The following is a 22,379-nucleotide window of genomic DNA, read 5'->3' as shown; positions in this document are numbered from 1 at the left end:
TCTAATGTGGATTAATGGAATCTGAATCCCAATTTTTTGGATTGTTTTTAATATAATAATAAATTTTATCAAATGTATTGTAGTTTCTAACAATATGATCATGATAATTAGATTGCCAAATGGAGTCTGAATTATCTGCATTCAATAATGAATTTATTTGTTTAGTAGTTACCGATTTAAATATTCCAACAAATGAAGAAATAGAATTTGGTTTACGGGATAATATATTTTTCGGGGATAATTGTTGCTGTAGAGACGCACTGCAGTGCGTCTCTACGTTGTGCGTCTCTACATTATGCGTCTCTACGTTATTTTTTGTTGATAATTCCAATATTTCAACCAATAAATGAATGTGATTTGGCATAATAACCCAATTATGAAAAAACCAACGTTCACGAATTTCAATCGATTTTAATAATTCATTTTCAATTATTTTACCATTATCATTTAAAACCATCTGATTGTTTTTGATAGAACCGAAAAGGCATTTTCTATTTTGAGTAACAAGTGTAATAAAATATATGGATTGACTGGAATAATCCCAATTTTTCAATCTATGAGATTCAGTTCGATACTTATTTTTGAATAAAGCCATTTTAAAATTTACAGTTTATCCAAAGTTACAAAGGTTTATGAAACAAATCATGGTAAATTTGTAGGTATAATTGTAATTTTATAAATAAACATACCGTAATATGGAGGGTGTAAAAACGCGTTGTGGACACGCGTTGTATTGTAGAGACGCGTTGTAGAGACGCACTGCAGTGCGTCTCTACTTATTTAATATCGAATACCTTTTACTGATTACGGATTTTGGTATTGTGATTTGATATCAAAAAAAAATTAAAGAGCTCCGTAATTTAATAACTACGGAGCTTTGAAGTCTTTAATTATTGTATTCTCTCCTCATACATTTTAAGCAACTGAGTCACGGTATTCCAATTTCTGATAGTAGCAGTGACATTTAGTTTTTTCTCAATATATTTTTGGTCAAATTTGGTCTTCCCTGCACCGACGTCATATTTAATGTAAATTCTATTTTCATCAATATGGGCTTGATCAGGTTTTACCTGACTCATTTTTAAATCGTTGATGCTTTCACTTTTCAACGGAATTGAAACAAAAGCAACATATATTTTTTTCATGTCGATATCTTTTTCTTTTAAAAAAAGATTGTTTCTTAAGCAATTTTCCAGATCAGCTTTGCCAATAACCACAACTGGAACTTCATGTCCAAAAGTTTTAAAAATTTCTTGTTTGATTTTAAAACCAACTGCAGCAGCATTTTCTTCATCGGTATCCACAAAAACATTCCCTGATTGAATATAGGTTTGGACGTTTTGAAAACCAATATTTTCCAATGTGGTTTTCAGCGCCTCCATTTTCATCATGTTGTGACCTGAAACGTTTATACCACGAAGAAGTGCGAGATGTGTTGTCATTTTTAAATGTTTTATAATTACAAAAGTATTGAGTCTAGAATGAATTTCAATGTCATTTTTAAAATTGACGCCATTAAACAAAATGGATTTACTAATTTTATTAAAAGCTCTGATTTTAAATTTCCCAACAAACAACTATCTTCGCTTTTTAAAAAAGAGAAAGAAAGATAGAATAAAACAAATAGATTCTAAAATATGCCATTTTTAATTATCTAATTTTCTAATTCCTCAATTATCTAATTAAATATAATGTCCCATAACCTCCTTGACACTCCAATTGAATACCTTAAAGGCGTTGGTCCCACTCGGGGTGCATTGCTACGCAAGGAATTGGGAATTTTTAAGTATGGAGATTTAATCAATTTTTTTCCGAATCGCTATATCGATCGTACACGATATTATAAGATTAATGAACTGCAAAATAATATAGCCGAAGTTCAAATAATTGGAAAAATCATCAATATCAAAACAGTTGAATTTGGTCGCAATCAAAAACGATTAGTTGCCACATTTGTGGACGAAACTGGACAAATTGACCTCAATTGGTTTCAGGGTCATAAATGGATCAAGGAAAGTTTGAAACTCAACGAAATGTGTGTCGTTTTTGGAAAATGTGCCCAATATGGAAGCCAATACAGCATGGCGCATCCCGAAATTGAGATATTAAGCGAACATCAAAAAAGTTTGCGCTCGGCGATGCAACCTGTTTATCCTTCGACAGAAACATTGACAAATCGTGGAATTACCAATCGTGTGGTAAACAAAATGATGCAACAACTGTTTCTGGAAACGCAAGCCTTATTTAGCGAAACTTTACCCTCATATTTGATAAATGAATTGAAGCTAATTCCAAAAAATGCTGCTTTATTCAATATTCATTTTCCTAAAAGTGCTGATATTTTAGCGAAAGCCCAATTCCGATTAAAATTTGAAGAATTATTCTTTATTCAACTGCAATTGATAACGAAGAATTTGATTCAGAAACATAAAATAAAAGGACATCCCTTTGCCAAAGTGGGTGAGTTTTTTAATGAATTTTATCAAAATCATCTTCCTTTTGCATTGACAAATGCTCAAAAAAGGGTGATTAAAGAAATCAGAACCGATATGGGCAGCAATGCTCAAATGAATCGTTTGTTGCAAGGAGATGTTGGATCTGGTAAAACGATTGTTGCTTTTATGAGTATGCTTTTGGCTCTGGATAATGGTTTTCAGGCTTGTTTGATGGCTCCTACGGAGATTTTGGCAAATCAGCATTTTATAGGTTTATCAGAATTGGCAAAGTCTTTAAATATCAATATAAAAATACTCACAGGTTCTACCAAAATTGCTGCCCGAAGAATCATTCACGAGGAACTCCAAAATGGAACTTTGCAAATCCTTATTGGAACTCATGCTTTATTGGAAGACAAAGTACAATTTCAAAATTTAGGATTAGCTGTTATTGATGAGCAACATCGTTTTGGTGTCGAACAACGTTCTAAATTATGGAAGAAAAACACAATTCCGCCTCATATTTTGGTGATGACGGCAACTCCAATTCCAAGAACTTTAGCAATGAGTTTGTATGGAGATTTGGACATTTCAGTTATTGATGAATTACCTCCGGGAAGAAAACCTATTCAGACGGTACATCGTTTTGATTCGAATAGATTAAAGGTTTGGAAATTTATTCGCGATGAAATTGCTAAAGGCCGACAAATCTACATTGTTTATCCATTAATTCAGGAATCCGAAAAAATGGATTATAAGGATTTAATGGATGGTTATGAAAGTATTTCCCGAGATTTCCCATTGCCGCAATATTCAGTTTCTATCATTCATGGAAAAATGAAACCAGCTGAAAAAGATTCCGAAATGAAACGTTTTTCAGAGGGAAAAACAAACATTATGGTGGCGACAACTGTTATAGAAGTTGGTGTAAATGTGCCAAACGCAAGTGTAATGATTATCGAAAGCGCCGAACGTTTTGGACTGTCACAATTGCATCAATTGCGCGGTCGTGTAGGACGCGGTGCCGATCAGAGTTATTGTATTTTGATGACTTCTTATAAATTATCTAGCGACAGTAAAACCCGAATGGAAACGATGGTTAGTACCAATGATGGCTTCGAAATTGCCGAAGTCGATTTGAAACTTCGCGGTCCAGGCGACTTAATGGGAACACAACAAAGTGGCGTACTTAATCTTCAAATTGCAGATATTGTTAAGGATAAAGAGATTTTACTTTTGGCACGAAATTATGCAATAAAAATTCTCAAGGACGATGCTCCTTTGCAAAAGCCAGAAAATGCTATTCTTAAAGCAGTTTTCATAGAATTGACCAAAAAGAAAAACATCTGGAATTACATTAGTTAAGTTACTAAGTGGCTGAGATTCTAAATTTCTAAGTTTTATTTTAAAAAGTTTAGAACACTTAGAAACTAAAAACTTTTTTCTCCATTAAACCTTCTTGAATTTTAGAAGTCTTAATTTACAACTAAAATCATTTTTAGCAAAATATTAATATTTGTATGTACAAACGTTAAATAATAACTAACTCTTTAAATTTTAACATATCTAAAACTTAAATTTGTATTCCTTTTTTAACAAAAATTTATATTCAACATCAATTATACCCCATACTCATGAAAATAAAACACATTGTCTTCACCTTATTATTACTCGGATTTTTTGGATTTATTGGATACAGGATCACCTCTAATAGTTCAAAAAATAATGATTCAAAAGACAAAGACAAAAAAGACAAGCCAATTACTGTAACAGGAATTGTAGTTCACACTCAAACTTTCGACAATAATTTATCGCTTTCAGGTTCTATTGAAGCCAATGAGCAAATTGAAATTCACAGTGAAGTTTCGGGAATTGTTGAAGGAATTTATTTTAATGAAGGTTCGAATGTAAAAAAGGGGCAAGTTTTATTCAAAGTAAATGATATTGAATTAAAAGCTCAGTTGCAACAAGCGGTAACCAAGGAAAGTTTGGCCGCTGAAAATGCCAGAAGAGCAAAATTATTACTCGAAAAAGAAGCCATAAGTCAGGAAGAATTTGATATTTCAAGAGCTGACTATAAATCTGCTCAGGCTCAAACCCAATTAATCAGAGCACAGATTTCAAAAACAGCTGTTAAAGCTCCTTTTTCTGGAAAAATTGGATTGCGCTCTATTTCACCTGGAACATACATCACACCTGCTGTTCTAGTGGCAAAATTGGTCAATACAGGAAAATTAAAAATTACATTTTCTATTCCTGAAAAATATGCTTCTCAACTAAAATCAGGGACTACGATAGATTTTAATGTTGCGGGATCTACCAAAACATATACTGCAAAAATATACGCGATTGAGCCAGAGGTTGAAGTTGCTACACGTACTTTGAAAGTTCGTTCTATTGCAGATAATGTTGATGGTAATCTTTTCCCTGGAACATTTGCCGATGTAAAATTACCGTTGGATATAATTAAAGATGCAATTGTGGTTCCATCAGAAGCGATTGTTCCTGTTCAGGAAGGTAAAAAAGTTTTTATTTCTGATATGGGCAAAGCCAAAGAAGTAATGGTAGAAGCAACGACAAGAACTGATGCTTCTATCTTGATTCTTTCAGGATTGAAAGCTGGAGACACTTTAATCACAAGCGGAGTAATGTCTTTGAAAAATGATGCTCCTGTAAAAGTAAAGGTAAAGTTATAAGTTAAGAATTATAAATTATAAGTTTAAATCATTGCCCTAATTCAAAATTATAATCAGTAACTCATAATTCATACCTCATAATTCATAATTAAAAAACATAATGAGTTTATCAACTACAAGTATAAGAAGACCTGTTTTAACCATAGTACTGAATCTATTGATTATTTTATTCGGTTTCCTGGGTTTTACCTTTTTGGGTGTTCGTGAATTTCCTTCTATTGACCCTGCACAGGTTTCTATCAGAACCAATTACACAGGAGCCAATGCCGATATTATAGAGTCTCAAATCACTGAACCTCTTGAGAAAGCCGTAAATGCTATCGATGGAATTCGAAATATTACTTCATCTAGTAATCAAGGAAGTAGTAATATTACAATCGAATTTAATTTGGACAAAGACTTAGAAAGTGCTGCAAATGATGTTCGTGACAAAGTTTCGCAAGCTGTCCGAAATTTACCTCAGGATATAGACGCACCACCTGTCGTTTCTAAAGCAGATGCTGATAGTGAATCTATCATTTCGATGACGATCCAGAGTGATAGCCGAAATTCTTTGGAATTAAGTGATTATGCGGAGAATGTTATTTCGCAACGTTTAGAAACCATTCCGGGCGTAAGTGGCGTACAGATTTGGGGACAAAAAAGATATGCGATGCGTTTGTGGATTGATCCTTCAAAACTCGCTGCTTATGGCTGTACCGTTGCCGAAGTTCGTGCTGCTCTAAATGCTCAAAATGTCGAATTGCCTTCTGGAAAACTGACTGGTAACAATACTGAACTTACTGTAAAAACAATCGGAAATTTATCAAAACCTGAAGAATTCAACAATATTATCATTCGAACAGATGGAGATAAAATTGTTCGTTTTAGTGATGTAGGAAATGCTACTTTAGGCCCTGAAAATATTGAAACACAACTAACACAATCTGGATTACCATTAATAGGTTTGGCAATTGTGCCAATGCCTGGTGCGAATTACTTAGATATTTCAAAAGAATTTTATAAAAAGTACGAAGCATTAAAAAGAGATTTACCAAAGGATATCAAACTTAATATTGCTTTGGATAATACGATTTTCGTAAAGAAATCGGTACTCGAAGTAGCGGAAACTTTAGGAATTTCAATTCTTTTGGTAATCATTATTATTTACCTGTTTTTTAGAGACTGGGCGATCGCCTTCAGACCTTTAATTGATATTCCTGTTTCGTTGATTGCTACTTTTTTTATTATGTGGCTTTTTGGATTTTCCATCAATGTATTAACACTTTTGGCGATTGTATTGGCAACAGGTCTGGTGGTGGATGATGGAATCGTTGTGACCGAAAATATCTTCAAAAAAGTGGAAGAAGGAATGACACCAATTGAAGCAGCCATCAAAGGTTCTAACGAGATTTTCTACGCTGTAATTTCTATTTCGGTTACGTTGGCAGCGGTATTTTTACCGGTTATATTCTTAGAAGGTTTTGTCGGCCGACTCTTTAGGGAATTTGGGGTTGTTATCGGTGCTGCGGTATTAATTTCGGCATTTGTGTCATTGACTTTAACACCAATGTTGAATGCGTATTTGATGAAAGGTGGCGAACAGAAAAAATCAAAATTCTACGTTAAAACTGAGCCATTTTTTCAAAGTTTAAATAGCGGTTATGCTGATTATTTGCAGCGTTTCATGAATAAAAAATGGATTAGTTTCCCTATTTTAATCGCTTGTTTTGGGTTGATTTATTTATTTTTCACCATTCTTCCAAAAGAAACAGCGCCTTATGATGACCGTAGTTCGGTAACAATGCGTATGACAACACCTGAAGGTTCTTCTTATGAATACACGGATCGTTTTATGCAAGAGATTTCAAAATTGGTTGATGATTCTATTCCTGAGAAAAAAGTAAGTTTGGTTATTACTGCTCCAGGTTTTGGAGCATCGGCAACGAATACTGGTTTTGTTAGACTTTCGCTTGTAGAACCTGATCAGAGAAAGAAATCTCAAAAAGATATCGCCGATCAATTATCTAAATGGACAAAAAAATATCCGGATGCAAAAACATCAGTGTTGCAACAAGCTACAATTGCAGTAAACAGACGTGGTGGTTTGCCCATTCAATATATTATTCAAGCTCCAAACTTTGAAAAACTTCGCGAAAAAATTCCAGTTTTTATGGATGAAGTAAACAAAAGTGATGTCTTTTCAATTACTGATGTGAATTTAAAATTTAATAAACCGGAAATCAACGTTAGTATTGACCGTGCAAAAGCTGAAAGTCTTGGAATATCAATTATGGATATTGCCCAAACTTTGCAACTTTCGTTAAGTGGCCAGCGTTTTGGTTATTTTATTAAAAACGGAAAACAATACCAGGTAATTGGTCAATTTGATCAAAAAGACCGTTCCAAACCATTGGATTTAACTTCGATGTTCGTAAAAAACAACAAAGGTGAATTGATTCAGATGGATAACGTTGTCAAGGTAGAAGAACAAAGTAATCCGCCACAATTGTATCATAATAACAGATATATGTCTGCTACAGTTTCGGCTGGTTTGGCACCTGGAAAAAGTATTAGCGATGGTATTGATGTAATGAATGAAATTAAGGCCAAAGTGCTTGACGATTCTTTTACAACCGATTTAGGTGGAGAATCACGAGATTTTGTCGAAAGTAGCTCGAATACTTCTTTCGCTTTTGGTCTGGCTTTATTGTTGATTTTCCTGATTCTTGCGGCTCAATTTGAAAGTTTTATTGATCCTTTTATTATCATTTTGACCGTGCCAATGGCGGTTGCAGGAGCTTTATTCTCGCTTTGGTTGTTTAATCAAACTTGGAATATTTTTAGCCAGATTGGAACCGTAATGCTCATTGGTTTGGTAACCAAGAATGGTATTTTGATAGTCGAATTTGCGAATCAATTGAGAGAACAAGGAAAACCAAAATACGAAGCTATTATGGAAGCCGCAGAAGCTCGTTTACGCCCAATTTTAATGACGAGTTTGGCTATTGCTTTAGGAGCGTTACCAATTGCAATGTCGTTAGGAGCAGCCTCGACCAGTAGAATTGGAATGGGAGTTGTAATCGTTGGTGGAACAATTTTTTCTTTAGCATTAACCCTTTTTGTAATTCCTGCGATTTATATGATGTGGTCTAAGGCCAGAAAACATTACCCTGAATTTGATCGTATCGATGAATATGAAAAGGAAAGCAAATCGTAGATTTTAAATTTGAATTTAATAATCTGTGGAAAAAAACTAAGGCAAAATGTAGTATAAATAGTTTGAATACTATTTGATTCCGAATAAATATAAGCAGTAATTTGAAAAAATAATTGCCAACAAAATAACATATGAAAACTAAAAATATAGTAAAAACTCTAATTCTGTTTATCTTTTGCATTGCAAAAACAAATGCACAAGAAGTATTAACTCTTGAGGATGCCATAAGAATAGCTTTAGAAAATAACTTTGAAATAAAAATTTCCAAAAACAATTTAAAGATTAGTGAAACTAATGTGGCTCTTGGAAATGCTGGGATGCTTCCTAGCGCAACAGCTTCGATCGTTGATGATAATGGCATTAAAAATTCATCTCAAACGCGTCAGGATGGAACTACAACCTCTTTGGATAATGCCAAAAATAGTAGTTTAAATTATGGTGTAAATCTCGGTTGGACCATTTTTGACGGTTTAAAAATGTTTGCCAAATATGATCAATTAAAGGAATTTCAAAACATGAGCGAAGCTCAGATGAAATTGACTATTCTGGATAAAATAAGTAGCGTAAACAATGTCTATTATGATTTGGTACAAGAGCAACAAAAATTATCTGACTTAGATTCAACAATCGTTATTTCCAAAAAAAGACTTGAATTTACTCAGAACCGCTACACTATCGGAAAAAATTCTAAGCTGGATGTTCTAAATGCCCAAGTCGATTTGAATACCGATCTTGGAAATTTAGTAAGAGAAAAACAAACGTATGCTAATGCAAAAACACTGCTGAATCAGTTGTTGGCGCGAGATTTGAAAACTGACTTTAAAGTTACCGATGGAATTCATGTTGACCGACAATTAAAACTGGATGAATTAACAACATTGGCAGAAAAGCAAAATCCTGAATTGATAATGCAAATCATTAACAACAGAATAGCCGAATTGGATTTAAAACAAATCAAAGGGGAACGTTATCCAACGATTCAATTAAATACAGGTTATAATTTTAATGATTCTAAATCCAGTCTTGGTTTCACTTCGCAATCTTCGGCTCGTGGTTTAAATTATGGTTTTTCGGCTTCAATGAACTTATTCGATGGAAATTCTCAAAACAGAAATGAGAAGATTGCCAAAATGCAAATTGATAATTCGAAACTGGCAATTGATCAGCAATTAATTCAGTTAAGAAGTGATTTGACAGTGGCTTTTCAAGTGTATTTGACTAATTTGGATTTAATTGATTTAGAAGAAAATAATACAGCCATTTCCAGACAAAACCTAGAAATAACAGCTGAAAAATTCAAAATTGGAACCATTACATCTGTTGAGTTTAGAGCCGCACAATTAAATTATATCAATTCCAGAATTCGTTTAAGCAGCGCACAATTTCAAGCCAAATTATCTGAAATAACCCTGAGAGAATTAGCTGGTAATCTTAATTTTTAAGTATTTTTAATAAAAAAAGAATGGTACCATACAATCCCAGAATTTGGATTACTTATATTTTTACTTTTCATCGAGCTGATTCTTTTCGGAAACTTTTTCCTTTTGTACTTTTAATTGCTGCCTATTCAGGTATCATTGCCTATTTGGAAATAGAATATTTTGAACTCGAAGAAAACAGTCATGTTAGAAACCTTTCAATAATTCATACTACATTGGGATTTGTAATCTCTTTATTGCTGGCTTATCGAATCAATTCGGCATATGATCGTTGGTGGGAAGGCCGCAAATTATGGGGATCATTAGTTAATAATAGCCGAAATCTAGCCATTAAACTTTCGGTTATTTTAAAAGACGAAAAGGATTTTGCATATTTCCGAAAATTAATTCCGGCTTATGCATCGATGTTAAATAAACATTTGAAAGATGAGGAAATAACTATGTCGCTATTTGAAGATGTAGATTTGGTTATAAATCATCACAAGCACAGACCTAATCAAATTGCCAAAATGCTTTTTCAAAAAATTAATGATTTGTATATTTCTCATAAAATAACAGGAGATCAACTGATTATTTTGAATAGCGAAATTCAATCTTTCACAGATATTTGTGGTGCTTGTGAAAGGATCAAAAATACGCCTATCCCCTATTCTTACAGTACTTTTATAAAAAAATTCATTTTTCTTTTTGTATTGACATTGCCTTATGCTTATGTTTTTACTTTAGGATATTATGTTGTTCCCGTAGTATCGTTTGTCTTTTATGTTTTGGCAAGTATCGAATTAATTTCTGAAGAAATCGAAGAACCTTTCGGTTACGACGACAATGATTTACCAACAACAAAAATCTCTCAAAATATTAAAAAGCATATTGAGGAATTGATTTAGTTTAATCAGCTATCTGCTGTGAGCTATGGGCTATGGGCTATGGGCTATGGGCTATGAGCTATGGGCTATGAGCATTCTGCAATCACTAATCACTAATTACTTTTCAAATTTTACAACAAACTAACTTTGCCCCTCACGAAACATTGATTATATTTGCAATCTTGAAAAAAAAGCAAAATGAAAATATCTTACAACTGGTTAAAACAGTTCATAAAAATAGATTGGAAATCAGAGGAAACATCAGCACTACTTACTGATTTAGGACTTGAAGTAGAAATTGTTGAAAAATATCAATCCATTAAAGGCGGATTAGAAGGTATTGTTGTGGGGCATGTATTGACTTGTGTGCCACATCCAGATGCTGACCGCTTGAAAGTTACTACAGTAGATCTTGGAGACGGTATTCCTGTACAAATTGTTTGCGGAGCTACCAATGTTGATGCTGGACAAAAAGTACCAGTAGCAACCATCGGAACAGTTTTGTATGATAAAGAAGGAAATTCATTTACAATAAAAAAAGGAAAAATTCGCGGTCAGGAAAGCCACGGAATGATTTGTGCCGAAGATGAATTGGGTCTTGGCGAAAGTCATGACGGAATCATGATCTTGGAAGAGTCTATTCCTGCTGGAACACCTGCATCAACAGTTTTTAAAATAGAAAATGACGAAGTTTTTGAAATCGGTTTGACACCTAATCGCGCTGATGCTATGAGTCATTTAGGTACTGCACGCGATTTAAGAGCTGGTTTGATTCAGACTGGAGTGAATGTTGAATTGATTACGCCGCCAGTAAGTAATTTTAGAGTTGATAAAAGAACTTTAAAAATTGATGTTGACGTAAAAAATACTCAACTAGCACCAAGATATTGTGGTGTTACTATTTCAGGACTTACAGTAAAAGAATCTCCAGAATGGTTGAAAAACAGATTAAAAGCCATTGGAATCAATCCAAAAAATAATATTGTTGACGTTACTAATTATGTATTGCATGATTTAGGACAACCACTTCATGCTTTTGATGCTGCAATGATTAACGGAAAAATTATCGTGCAAACTCTTCCTGCCGGAACTAAGTTTACTACTTTGGACGATATCGAAAGAACGTTACATGAAGAAGATTTAATGATTTGTGACGAAAAAGGACCTTTGTGTATTGCTGGTGTTTTTGGAGGAAAAAAATCAGGCGTTACAGAAAGAACAACTTCTATTTTCCTGGAAAGTGCTTATTTCAATCCGGTTAGCATCCGCAAATCGGCCAAAAGACATCAATTGAATACAGATGCTTCTTTTAGATTTGAAAGAGGAATCGATCCAACAATTACAGAATATGCTCTAAAAAGAGCGGCTTTGTTGATACAGGAAGTAGCTGGAGGTGAAATTACATCTGACATCGTTGAAATTTATCAAAAGAAAATTGAAGATTTTCCTGTGTTTCTGAATTTCGAAAATGTTTCAAGAATTATTGGTCAGCAATTGCCAAAAGATACTATTAAGCAAATTTTGGCTTCTTTAGAAATAAAAATTAATAGTGTTTCTGATGCTGGTTTAGGATTAACAATTCCTGCTTACAGAGTTGATGTACAAAGAGAAATTGATGTTATAGAGGAAATTTTGAGAGTGTATGGATATAATAATATTGAATTCTCTAAAAAATTGAATGCGACTGTATCAAATTCTCCAAGAAACGAAGATTATAAAATTCAGAATATTGTTGCAAGTCAATTGAATTCTCAAGGATTTAATGAAATGATGGCCAATTCATTGACAACAGCATCTTATATTCAGCTTTCACAAACATTAAAAGAAGATTATAATGTAACCATGTTAAATCCGTTGAGTAGTGATTTGGCAACTTTGCGTCAGTCATTATTATTTTCAGGATTAGAAGCTATTTCATATAATATTAACCGTAAAAATTCGGATTTAAAATTATTTGAATTCGGAAAATCATATCACAAATTCCTTAATGGATACGAAGAAGTGAAGCATTTATCATTATTCCAAACTGGACAGAGAAATCAAGAGAGCTGGACAAATGCTCAAAAACCTTCAGATTTCTTTTTGTTTAAAGGATATATTGAAGCTGTACTTTCAAGATTGGGTATTACTAATACAAAAAGTGTAGCGGTAAATTCGGATGTGTTTTCTGAAGGAATTGCGCTTGGCCAAGGAAGTGCTACTTTGGTTGAATTTGGAGTTGTAAAAAAATCAGTTCTTAAGCATTTTGGAATCAAACAAGAAGTTTTCTATGCTGATTTTAATTGGGCAACTGTTTTAAAATCAATGTCAAGTAAAATTAAATTCACAGAAATTCCAAAATATCCTGAAGTGCGAAGAGATTTGGCTCTATTAGTAGATCAAGAAGTAACGTACGATGCAATTTATACCATTGCCAGACAAACTGAAAAATCGTTATTGAAAGACATTAATTTGTTTGATGTTTATGAAGGTAAAAATTTACCAGAAGGCAAAAAATCGTACGCATTGAGTTTTATTATTCAGGATGCGACCAAAACTCTCGAAGATGCTCAGATTGACAAAATCATGAATAAACTGCAAAAAAGTTTTGAAACTGAGCTTGGTGCAAGTTTAAGATAGTATTGTTTTTTTATACATAAAAAATATCCCAATTCTAAAAACTAGAGTTGGGATATTTTATTTAGCTGAAAAGCAATTAAATTTCACGATTGATCCAATCATCATCAACATTTGATTTTTCATTATCATCGTCGTCGTCGTCAAGATCTTCTTCATCGTCATCTTCGTCTTCTAAATCATCCTCGTCGAAGTCATCATCATCTTCATCGTCTTCATCTCCTTCATAATCAATTTCGGTTTCATCATCTGGGAAAGGCTCTGAAACACTTGGTTCATCATTTAAGTCAGTCTCATCAAATGCCTGATCCAGATTGCTTTCTTCTTCCAAATCCTCGTCATCAGGATCAATTTCATCATCATCGTTATAATTTGACTCATCTCTGTCACCGTTTTCAAAATTTTCATTTGGGTTATACGATGGTGTAGTAGGATCAGAATTATTGTTAATATTAGATCTGTTTAGGTCTAATTCAGACTCGTTTTTCCAGTTTAGTTGACGATCTTTATTAGAATTACTATTTGGATCATTATTATCGTCATAAACGTTTTGGCTATCGCTGGAAAACTCTTCAAATTGCTGAGGATTTTTCTGATAATTTGAATTATTAGTATCTTTTTTAAAATCTGCATTTACAGTATTTGTATCTGTGTAATCACGATTTTCCTGATCATAATTACGGTTTTTATTATCTTCCATGTTATTCGTTTTTAATTATTATATATGACTTTTTCTGAATTGTAATTGAAAGTATTAATACCCCAGAGGCAGAACCGCCAGGGTATTTTATAATTACTTTTTAGCAGTAGTTTTTTTTGCTGCTTTAGTAGTATCTTTTTCTGAACTTTTATCAGAAGCGGCTTTTTTTGTAGTTTTTTTATCGTCCGCTTTTTTGCTGTCTTTTGCATTTGTTGCACTCATGGTTTTTTAATTTTAATGATTAATAATTCCAAAATTAGACAGAAAGGCATACAACATATTATAGAATTAGAACCTGTAATTACATAATTAACAGCATGATACACATTTTTTTTTATAAATGAAATTTAAAAATCATAGATCAAAAAAAAGGAGAAAGTCAATTAAGATTTTCTCCTTAGTATTTAATAAAGAATATGTCAACTATTTATAAACCACACCAAATTTTGCAGCTTCAGCTTTAGCTTCTGGAATTAATTTTTTCAAATTTGCAATTCTTGTCGCATCAGCAGGGTGTGTGCTTAGAAATTCTGGTGGCTTATTGCCGCCACTATTTGCAGCCATTCTTTGCCAAAAAGTTATAGCCGATTCCGGATTATAACCAGCGATTGCCATGAGGGTTAAACCAATTTTATCCGCTTCATTTTCAAAACTTCTGCTAAAAGGAAGCATCACCCCAACCTCAGAACCAATTCCATAATATTGTTGCCACATTTGTTGTTGTTCGGCACTTTTACCACCGGTTGCAACAGCGACTCCCACTGCTCCAAGTTGTTGCAATTCGGAAGCACTCATTCTTTGCGCACCATGATTGGCAAGTGCGTGTGATACTTCATGTCCCAAAACTGTTGCTAAACCTGAATCATCTTGAGTTACCGGTAAAATCCCAAAATAAACTACGATTTTGCCTCCTGGCATACACCAAGCGTTTACTTCTTTATTTTCTACTAATTTATATTCCCATTGATACCCATTTAGGTAGTCTGAATAGCCATTAGCCTTTAGCCAACGTTCTGCTGCAGATTTTATTTTTATTCCAACGTTTTCAACACGTTGTGCATCTTGAGTACCTGTAATAACTTTATTTTCTTTGAGGAAAGCATCATATTGTTGAAATGAAGATGGAAACAATTCACTGTTAGACACAAAATTGAGACTCTTTTTTCCAGTAAATGGATTTTGGGCACAAGAATAAATCAATCCTAATATACAAACCGTGGATCCTAGTATTAACAAATACTTTTTCATATGTTATATTTTAATTATTAAAAATAATTATTAAAAATATTTCAAACTCGTAATAAATTTACGAAAAATTCAAATTTTTATTTTATAAAATACAAATAAAAAGTATCATGATTTTCATTATTAAATTTAAAAAAACGGATTAGGAAGTTATTACTTGATAAATTAACCGTTGGGTGAAATTCTGTTTGAACAAAAATGAACCACATAGAGACATAGATTTTATAACTAATCTGAAAAGAATGAATAGAAATAGCACTATTTTTACTTCGTCAGTTCGCCCTTCGGTCTCGGGTCACATAGACTGTTATGTGAGGAGTGAAACGGTTACCTAGCTCTTTTAAAAAAAACTATAAAGTGTATATTTCTATGTGTTCAAAAATAATTCACCCAACGCGTTAAATTAAGATCAATTGATCATTTTTAGGTATAAAAAATTCCGTAAACAGCAAAGCCAATCAATTTGATTGGCTTTGCTTTAAATATTTATTTACTATTATCTTATTCCAAATTTGCTTCTCTTTCCCAGAAACGGTGTTGACCTAAAGCTTCAACAAATGAAGATGCCAAATCATTATTGGCAGCATCGTCGCTTATCAGTATTCCTCCATCTTTATCAAGATGATCTTCTCTGTTAATTATAGAAATAAGAACACCTTTACCTTCACCCTCTGCAGCGATAAATTTGCAGTGTTTATAAGAATCTGTAATAAATTCTTTTACCTCTTTTAGTTTCTTCAAATCTGAAATTCCTTTTCCGGCAGGTACAAAAGCACCATCAAACAACACTGAAGATGCAATTAAATAACTTTGATCTACATGAATTTCATTTCCTTCTTCAGATAAAATAGTTCCTAAATGTGGTGCTATAATTTTGACCACTGCGCCAGCATCTACCAATGCCTTTCTCATCGATTTGATAGAAGCTTCGCTCACACCATCAGCAGCTAAGAAAGCTATTTGTCGGGTCGCGATTGTATTGGTAACCGTTGGGTTTTTCAACATACTCAATGCATCTGATGTTTCAACAGATTGTTTTACCGTTTTTGGTTCATGTTTGCTGTGATCATCATCTGCTCCTACTCCGTGATTAATTGGTTTTTCTAATTCACCCGGAACGGTCATTCCTAAACCTTTTGCTACTTTGCTTGCCAGAATTTTATCTATTTTTGACAATAACCCAAGCATTCTGTCACGAACGGCAAATGTTTCCACTTTACCTAATTCAAAACGAAGCGCTTTAATAATATGTTCTTGTTCTGTTGGAGTCTGGCTATTATAAAAAAGTCGTGCCTGCCCAAAATGATCCGAAAAACTCTCGCTGCGTTCTCTAACCTTGTGCGCATCTATTCTTTCGTTATAACTTGCAAAACCTCCTTCATCAATTTTGGCTTGGAAAGGACAACCACCACCTAATGAATTAGGGTGGTAACTCACTCTACCAACAGCAATTTCCTGACGCATATGTCCATCGCGTTGGTTGTTGTGCATTGGCGCAATAGTGCGGTTGATAGGAATTTCATGAAAATTTGGGCTTCCTAATCTTGATAATTGAGTGTCGGTGTATGAAAATAATCTTCCCTGCAGTAAGGGATCATTTGTAAAATCAATTCCTGGAACCACATGTCCCGGATGAAAAGCAACTTGCTCTGTTTCTGCAAAAAAGTTATCAGGATTTTTGTTCAAAACTATTTTTCCAATGATCGTTACAGGAACTAATTCTTCCGGAACAATTTTAGTTGGATCAAGTAAATCAAAATCAAATTTATGTTCGTCACTTTCCGGAATAATTTGCACTCCTAGTTCCCATTCCGGGAAATTACCAGATTCGATAGCCTCCCACAAATCCTGTCTATGAAAATCTGAATTTTTACCAGATATCTTTTGAGCTTCGTCCCAAACTACAGCATGAGTTCCTAATTTTGGTTTCCAGTGAAATTTTACAAAATGAGATTCATTGTTTTTATTAATAAATCGGAAAGTATGAACACCAAAACCTTCCATCATTCGATAACTTCTTGGAATAGCGCGGTCACTCATAACCCACATAATCATGTGCATTGACTCTGGCATAAGCGAAATAAAGTCCCAAAAAGTATCATGAGCAGAAGCAGCTTGCGGCATTTCGTGATGTGGTTCAGGTTTTACGGCATGAACTAAATCAGGAAATTTCATCGCATCCTGAATGAAAAATACAGGTATATTATTTCCAACTAAATCATACACTCCTTCTTGTGTATAAAACTTAACTGCAAATCCACGAACGTCACGAGCCAAATCTGTAGAACCTCGAGAACCTGCAACAGTCGAAAATCTAACAAAAACAGGAGTTTTGATAGAAGTATCGTTTAAAAAACCAGCTTTGGTATATTTTTCTAACGGTTTATAAAGTTCAAAATAACCGTGGGCAGCAGAACCTCTGGCGTGAACGATTCTTTCTGGAATTCTTTCGTGGTCAAAATGGGTAATTTTTTCTCTTAAAATAAAGTCTTCCAACAAAGAAGGTCCTCGTTCTCCTGCCTTTAGGGAATTATTATTGTCATTAATTTTAACACCTTGATTGGTGGTTAGAAATTGATCTTCGGCATTGGATTTATTCAATTCTAAATCGTCCTGTTTTGCGTTGTCTGGATTGAGATTGTCATTTTTCATTGTTAAATTCTTTTAAAAAGTTTACTGTGAATGTATTTTATTGATAGTCATTTTTAGTCCTTCGTATGTTCAACCCATATTAATTCTGAGGTATCGTATCCAACTTCTTGGGCAACTTTCAGATATTTTTCTTTAACATCATTAGGAATTGCTTTCTCGCGGGACAAAATCCATAAGTATTTTAAACTTTCCCCTGCAACCAAAGCATATTTATAATCCGGATCGATTGCAATAACATTATAGCCTGAATAAAAAGGTCCGAAAAACGACACCTTTAGCATTGCAACTTTTTCATTATCAATAAATTTTGCCTTTCCTGTAGATTCTTCCCACTGCTTTTTTTTTTCGTTATAGCCACGATTTACAACTTTTATAGTTGTTCCATCATCACCGATAGAATAGTTTGCCGTGGTGTTATTTAAATCCTTTTCATATTTAAAATCCAAACGGGCTATTTCATACCATTTTCCTAAATATTTATCTTTTGCAAATGGTGCAACAGCTGTTACGCCATCGGGAATAGTGCTGCAATAAGTGAATATTAAAAAAGTAAGAAAGAATAAAATAACAGTTACTAGTTTGTTGCCTTTCATATACTAAATATTTTTTTTATTAAATGATTGTTATTTAATGTTTTAAGAATTCCAAAGCTAGAACTTAATACGTAGCTTGATTTTACAGAATTAATTCAAATTCTTACAATATTTAAATCTTAGCTTTTAAGAATTGCCATTATTGAAACTCTATAAAACATTTGATGAATTATATAAGATGATGCTTAGAAGTAATGCGTAACTTTAAAAACCTTACCTTAAAACTAGAATTCTTATGATGGAAATAAGTTTGCAATTGATTTGGCTTTTTGTTCTAGCCGTGCCTATTTCTTGTATCAGCTGGACTGTTACACACGAAGAAGTTTTTAGAGAAGCCAGAGAATGGTGTGTCAAATGTTCACAAAACAAAAAAACTTTAATTCAAAGAAAATTCTTTTACCTATTTACCTGCGAATACTGTTTCAGTCATTACGTGACCCTTTTTTTCTTGATTATTACTGATTACAAATTATTGTTACCCGATTGGAAAGGCTTCATTATTGCTGGATTTGCTTTGGTTTTTATAGCCAATATCTACATGAGTCTTTTAGCTTTATTAAGACAAGCTATTAAAAAAGAAAAAGTAGTAATTGCAGAAATCGAAAATAAGCAGCAGGATTAATTATTCTCTAAGATTACTTCATTTACGTTACCAACGATATTTCGTCGTTAATAAAACTACGCTTTTTTGAATTAATTATTTTTTGAAGATTATCAAATCTAAAAACAATTGATTTTCAGCTATTTATAAAAAATATTTACCTTTAGATAGTATTAATCATTGCCACGAAAGATATTCATAAATAATTAAAGAGCATATGAGAAAAGTAATAGCAGCAATCAATATTACACTTGACGGGTTTTGTGACCACACCGCAGGAATTGCCGATGATCAACTCCATCAACACTACAGTGAACTGCTAAGCGAGGCAGGAGTCATTTTATATGGAAGAACCACATACCAACTTATGGAATATTGGAGAACAGTATTGAAAAATCCCACTGGCAACAAGTCACAAGATGACTTTGCTGTAATGATAGATAAAATTCCAAAAATTGTTTTTTCGAATACGCTGAAAAATATTGATTGGGAAAGCGCAAAACTAGCAACTAAAGACATTAAAGAAGAAATTTTAGAACTTAGACAACAAACAGGTAAAGACATTTTCATCGGCAGCCCGAGTTTAATTGCTACCTTGACGAAATTAAACTTAGTTGATGAATACCAACTTTGTGTTCATCCCGTAATATTAGGAAAGGGTTTGCCTTTATTTAAAAATATAAACGACAGAATCCTTCTCAAACTTTTAAAAACAAAAGAACTTGTTTCAGGTGCAATTGTTCTTTATTATGAGCCACAAGACAAAGAATAACTTCAGTTAAAATGGTGCATTTGATATTGTTTCCTCCAACTGAATGTAACAATGAAAAGTCAGCAAAAAATTAATTATTGGAAACGATTTACTTGTTGTTTTAAAAAGATTGATAAAAAATGGCTAATTGAACATGTATTAAAACCTTAAAAAGTCCAAAACTTTAATCAAACCGCATACTATAACTGCTTTTGATATTGCTAGTTTCATCCCAAAAAAACAAAATTTAGTTTGTTTCCAATCTCTGAGAAAAACTCAACTCCCTTTTTTTCTCTTCTTTTTTATCACTTATCACTATTAACAACCTGAAATTCAAACTTATAAAAAACGATATTCAGTCGTTTAAATTTCGTTTTCCAACGAAATATAGTCTTTTAAAAATTTACAATAAAATATAACTAACTAAAAATCAAATAGTTAGTTATTTGGTTTGATTTTCGTAAAACTCTTTGGCATAACACTAAATCATGTATTATGCAAACCGAAAATCCAACAACGATTCTTTTTATAACTGGTGCGTTTGTAAGCAATAAATGTTGGGACGAATGGGCAACATTTTTTGAAAGTAAAGGATTTAAAACCTCAGCTCCACCATGGCCCTACAAAGATGCCCCTGCTCAAGTACTTCGCGAACGCCACCCTGACCCACAAGTTGCTAGTTTACGATTAGCTCAATTGATTCAGTATTTTGAGAACATTGTTCAAAAGTTACCTCAGAAACCAATTGTCATCGGTCATTCCATTGGTGGACTTGTTGCTCAAATTTTGCTGCAACGCAATTTGGTTTCCTCTGCAATTGCGATCCATTCGGTTCCTCCACAAGGAATAATGACTTTTAAATTTTCATTTCTAAAAGCTGGCTGGGGACCACTTGGCTTTTTTACTTCGACCAAGAAAACATTCCTGATGAGTTTTAGCCAGTGGCAATATGCTTTTACCAATGGAATGCCTGAGGAATGGCAGGAAACGGCCTATTGTGCTTATGCAATTCCTGAATCGAAATTGATTGTTCGGGACACCATAACCGCCGTTGCCAAGGTAGATTTTACTGCACCCCACAAACCTTTATTACTTGTTGCTGGATCTACCGATCATACAATTCCCGAATCATTGAATTTATCCAACTATAAAAAATATAGTGATAAAAATTCGATCACAGAATTTAAGGTATTCCAAGGAAGAAATCATTTTGTCTTGGGACAACCTGGCTGGCAGGAAATTGCAACGTACATACACAATTGGATCATAAAGCTACCCGCCAATTCTGAGCTATAACATTTTATAAAAAACAACAACATTTTAATCAATTAACTAAAAATTTAAATTATGAAAACTCTTTTATTTTATCCCGACAATTTCAAAACAAAAACATTTAGCTTTTTTGCGTTCGGACTTTTATTAGTAACCCTATTATCTTGTAATAAAAAAGCAGAAGAAGCAGCTCCTGTAACCGAAGTGAAACCAGTAGAAACAGAAGCTGCTCCAATCGCTCCTGCAAATCCTCCTGAGAATTTTAAACACGCAACTGCAACTGTAAACGGAATCAAAATTCATTATGTAATCGGCGGAAAAGGCGATCCACTAGTATTAATCCATGGTTTTGGTCAAAATTGGTATATGTGGAATAGACTTTTACCAGAACTTTCTAAACATTTTACCGTAATCGCTCCCGATTTGAGAGGTGTTGGCGAATCTGATAAACCTGAAAGCGGCTACGACAAAAAAACTATGGCGACTGATATTCACGAATTGGTGAATCAGCTTGGCTATAAAAAAATCAATTTGGTTGGACATGATATCGGACTTATGGTGGCGTACGCTTATGCTGCTCAATACGGAGAAAATGTAACTAAAATTGCTCTTCTAGATGCCTTATTACCTGGAATAGAACCTGTTTGGTCTAAAGTTTCAGCATCAGCTTGGTGGTTTGGCTTTTTTGGATGGCCAGCATCAGGTGATATTGTGAAAGGAAAAGAAAAAGAATTTCTAACTAATTTCTGGCCAATGGTTGGACACGTAAAAGATCCTTTTACTGCTGAAGAATCTGCAGAGTTTATTAGGGCTTACTCTACTGCAGGAGCAACTACTGCAACGTTCAAATGGTTTGGCGCATTTCCGCAAGACGGAAAAGACAACTTAATTTTTATGAAAAAGAAATTAAAAATGCCATTGTTGGCAATGGGCGGAGAATATTTCGCAGCTGCTTTCCTAAAAGATCATTCCAAATTGGTTGCCGAAAATGTTAGCGAATCGAAAATTGCGGGTTCTGGACACTGGTTGGTTCAGGAAAATACGGCTCAGGTTCAAAAAGATTTACTTTCTTTTTTTCTCGCTAAGTAGAAAATAACAATTTCATTTTGAACCTATAATTGATATAAGGACATATAAGTTTTTTGCTTTATGTTCTGAAAAAAAATAACCACATAGAGACTTAGATTGATTTACTATCTCTATCGCTCGGGGCACTTTGCACTAAAAAGGCATTTCATTTTTTATAGAAAACATAGCTATGTAAAAGTTTTCAACTTCTATAAAACCTTTGAAAGCACAGCAAAACTATGTCTC

Annotated in this window: 17 protein-coding genes; 10 read left to right on the top strand and 7 right to left on the bottom strand. The window is 33.5% G+C overall.

The annotated features are described in order from the left end of the window. Position 1: 1 nt before the first annotated feature. The gene (locus tag VLC96_RS17105; RefSeq protein ID WP_325264876.1) at positions 2-595 is read right to left on the bottom strand and encodes a transposase; all 594 of its coding nucleotides are present in this window, start codon (positions 593-595) and stop codon (positions 2-4) included. A 295-nt stretch (positions 596-890) separates the two neighbouring features. Beyond that, positions 891-1,442, bottom strand: a complete 552-nt coding sequence (locus tag VLC96_RS17100) for a DUF1697 domain-containing protein (protein WP_325264874.1) — start codon at positions 1,440-1,442, stop codon at positions 891-893. 249 nt (positions 1,443-1,691) lie between these two features. Between VLC96_RS17100 and recG the strand changes: the two genes are divergently transcribed. The 6 genes from recG (at position 1,692) to pheT (ending at position 13,254) form a co-directional block, all read left to right on the top strand. Further along, positions 1,692-3,800 carry an ATP-dependent DNA helicase RecG gene (gene recG, locus VLC96_RS17095; protein WP_325264872.1) on the top strand — a complete coding sequence of 703 codons (2,109 nt, stop codon included), beginning with the start codon at positions 1,692-1,694 and terminating at the stop codon, positions 3,798-3,800. 269 nt (positions 3,801-4,069) lie between these two features. Next, positions 4,070-5,131 (top strand): efflux RND transporter periplasmic adaptor subunit, encoded by a 1,062-nt coding sequence (locus VLC96_RS17090; RefSeq protein WP_325264870.1) that lies wholly within the window; start codon positions 4,070-4,072, stop codon positions 5,129-5,131. A 100-nt stretch (positions 5,132-5,231) separates the two neighbouring features. After that, complete coding sequence (locus VLC96_RS17085; protein ID WP_325264868.1) at positions 5,232-8,330, top strand: efflux RND transporter permease subunit; 3,099 nt, start codon at positions 5,232-5,234, stop codon at positions 8,328-8,330. Positions 8,331-8,461: 131 nt separating this feature from the next. After that, positions 8,462-9,772 (top strand): TolC family protein, encoded by a 1,311-nt coding sequence (locus VLC96_RS17080; protein ID WP_325264866.1) that lies wholly within the window; start codon positions 8,462-8,464, stop codon positions 9,770-9,772. A gap of 20 nt (positions 9,773-9,792) precedes the next feature. After that, the gene (locus tag VLC96_RS17075) at positions 9,793-10,656 is read left to right on the top strand and encodes a bestrophin family protein (protein WP_325264865.1); all 864 of its coding nucleotides are present in this window, start codon (positions 9,793-9,795) and stop codon (positions 10,654-10,656) included. 177 nt (positions 10,657-10,833) lie between these two features. Then, positions 10,834-13,254 carry a phenylalanine--tRNA ligase subunit beta gene (pheT, locus tag VLC96_RS17070; RefSeq protein ID WP_325264862.1) on the top strand — a complete coding sequence of 807 codons (2,421 nt, stop codon included), beginning with the start codon at positions 10,834-10,836 and terminating at the stop codon, positions 13,252-13,254. A 76-nt stretch (positions 13,255-13,330) separates the two neighbouring features. On the opposite strand, the gene VLC96_RS17065 is transcribed toward pheT, so the two are convergent. The 5 genes from VLC96_RS17065 to VLC96_RS17045 form a co-directional block, all read right to left on the bottom strand. Continuing rightward, positions 13,331-13,951 carry a hypothetical protein gene (locus VLC96_RS17065; RefSeq protein ID WP_325264860.1) on the bottom strand — a complete coding sequence of 207 codons (621 nt, stop codon included), beginning with the start codon at positions 13,949-13,951 and terminating at the stop codon, positions 13,331-13,333. Positions 13,952-14,044: 93 nt separating this feature from the next. Beyond that, positions 14,045-14,173, bottom strand: coding sequence for a hypothetical protein (locus tag VLC96_RS17060; protein WP_325264858.1), 129 nt, complete (start codon positions 14,171-14,173; stop codon positions 14,045-14,047). Positions 14,174-14,374: 201 nt separating this feature from the next. Next, entirely contained in the window at positions 14,375-15,199 is an 825-nt protein-coding gene (locus VLC96_RS17055) for a M48 family metallopeptidase (RefSeq protein WP_325264856.1), read from the bottom strand. 498 nt (positions 15,200-15,697) lie between these two features. Further along, positions 15,698-17,848 carry a catalase gene (locus VLC96_RS17050; protein WP_325264854.1) on the bottom strand — a complete coding sequence of 717 codons (2,151 nt, stop codon included), beginning with the start codon at positions 17,846-17,848 and terminating at the stop codon, positions 15,698-15,700. Between the two features lie 53 nt (positions 17,849-17,901). Beyond that, positions 17,902-18,441 carry a lipocalin family protein gene (locus VLC96_RS17045; protein WP_325264852.1) on the bottom strand — a complete coding sequence of 180 codons (540 nt, stop codon included), beginning with the start codon at positions 18,439-18,441 and terminating at the stop codon, positions 17,902-17,904. Between the two features lie 235 nt (positions 18,442-18,676). On the opposite strand from VLC96_RS17045, the gene VLC96_RS17040 reads away from it, so the two are divergent. The 4 genes from VLC96_RS17040 (at position 18,677) to VLC96_RS17025 (ending at position 22,154) form a co-directional block, all read left to right on the top strand. Further along, the gene (locus tag VLC96_RS17040; protein WP_325264851.1) at positions 18,677-19,063 is read left to right on the top strand and encodes a hypothetical protein; all 387 of its coding nucleotides are present in this window, start codon (positions 18,677-18,679) and stop codon (positions 19,061-19,063) included. A gap of 196 nt (positions 19,064-19,259) precedes the next feature. Next, positions 19,260-19,814 (top strand): dihydrofolate reductase family protein, encoded by a 555-nt coding sequence (locus VLC96_RS17035; protein ID WP_325264850.1) that lies wholly within the window; start codon positions 19,260-19,262, stop codon positions 19,812-19,814. Between the two features lie 474 nt (positions 19,815-20,288). Next, positions 20,289-21,089 (top strand): alpha/beta hydrolase, encoded by an 801-nt coding sequence (locus tag VLC96_RS17030; protein WP_325264849.1) that lies wholly within the window; start codon positions 20,289-20,291, stop codon positions 21,087-21,089. 51 nt (positions 21,090-21,140) lie between these two features. Continuing rightward, positions 21,141-22,154 (top strand): alpha/beta fold hydrolase, encoded by a 1,014-nt coding sequence (locus VLC96_RS17025; protein WP_325264847.1) that lies wholly within the window; start codon positions 21,141-21,143, stop codon positions 22,152-22,154. Positions 22,155-22,379 lie beyond the last annotated feature (225 nt).

Origin of the sequence: Flavobacterium sp. (genome assembly GCF_035456085.1) — a bacterium.
Taxonomy (GTDB): Bacteria; Bacteroidota; Bacteroidia; order Flavobacteriales; family Flavobacteriaceae; genus Flavobacterium.
The sequence above is the reverse complement of the archived record's forward strand: the minus strand, read 5'-3'. Positions and strand labels throughout refer to the sequence as shown.

Bases quoted from the DNA above. Each gene is read 5' to 3' on its own strand.
- VLC96_RS17090 (WP_325264870.1), top strand. From the start codon at position 4,070: ATGAAAATAAAACACATTGTCTTCACCTTATTATTACTCGGATTTTTT.
- VLC96_RS17075 (WP_325264865.1), top strand. From the start codon at position 9,793: ATGGTACCATACAATCCCAGAATTTGGATTACTTATATTTTTACTTTT.
- pheT (WP_325264862.1), top strand. From the start codon at position 10,834: ATGAAAATATCTTACAACTGGTTAAAACAGTTCATAAAAATAGATTGG.
- VLC96_RS17055 (WP_325264856.1), bottom strand. From the start codon at position 15,199: ATGAAAAAGTATTTGTTAATACTAGGATCCACGGTTTGTATATTAGGA.
- recG (WP_325264872.1), top strand. From the start codon at position 1,692: ATGTCCCATAACCTCCTTGACACTCCAATTGAATACCTTAAAGGCGTT.
- VLC96_RS17085 (WP_325264868.1), top strand. From the start codon at position 5,232: ATGAGTTTATCAACTACAAGTATAAGAAGACCTGTTTTAACCATAGTA.
- VLC96_RS17080 (WP_325264866.1), top strand. From the start codon at position 8,462: ATGAAAACTAAAAATATAGTAAAAACTCTAATTCTGTTTATCTTTTGC.
- VLC96_RS17060 (WP_325264858.1), bottom strand. From the start codon at position 14,173: ATGAGTGCAACAAATGCAAAAGACAGCAAAAAAGCGGACGATAAAAAA.
- VLC96_RS17045 (WP_325264852.1), bottom strand. From the start codon at position 18,441: ATGAAAGGCAACAAACTAGTAACTGTTATTTTATTCTTTCTTACTTTT.
- VLC96_RS17030 (WP_325264849.1), top strand. From the start codon at position 20,289: ATGCAAACCGAAAATCCAACAACGATTCTTTTTATAACTGGTGCGTTT.
- VLC96_RS17105 (WP_325264876.1), bottom strand. From the start codon at position 595: ATGGCTTTATTCAAAAATAAGTATCGAACTGAATCTCATAGATTGAAA.
- VLC96_RS17040 (WP_325264851.1), top strand. From the start codon at position 18,677: ATGATGGAAATAAGTTTGCAATTGATTTGGCTTTTTGTTCTAGCCGTG.
- VLC96_RS17025 (WP_325264847.1), top strand. From the start codon at position 21,141: ATGAAAACTCTTTTATTTTATCCCGACAATTTCAAAACAAAAACATTT.
- VLC96_RS17035 (WP_325264850.1), top strand. From the start codon at position 19,260: ATGAGAAAAGTAATAGCAGCAATCAATATTACACTTGACGGGTTTTGT.
- VLC96_RS17100 (WP_325264874.1), bottom strand. From the start codon at position 1,442: ATGACAACACATCTCGCACTTCTTCGTGGTATAAACGTTTCAGGTCAC.
- VLC96_RS17065 (WP_325264860.1), bottom strand. From the start codon at position 13,951: ATGGAAGATAATAAAAACCGTAATTATGATCAGGAAAATCGTGATTAC.
- VLC96_RS17050 (WP_325264854.1), bottom strand. From the start codon at position 17,848: ATGAAAAATGACAATCTCAATCCAGACAACGCAAAACAGGACGATTTA.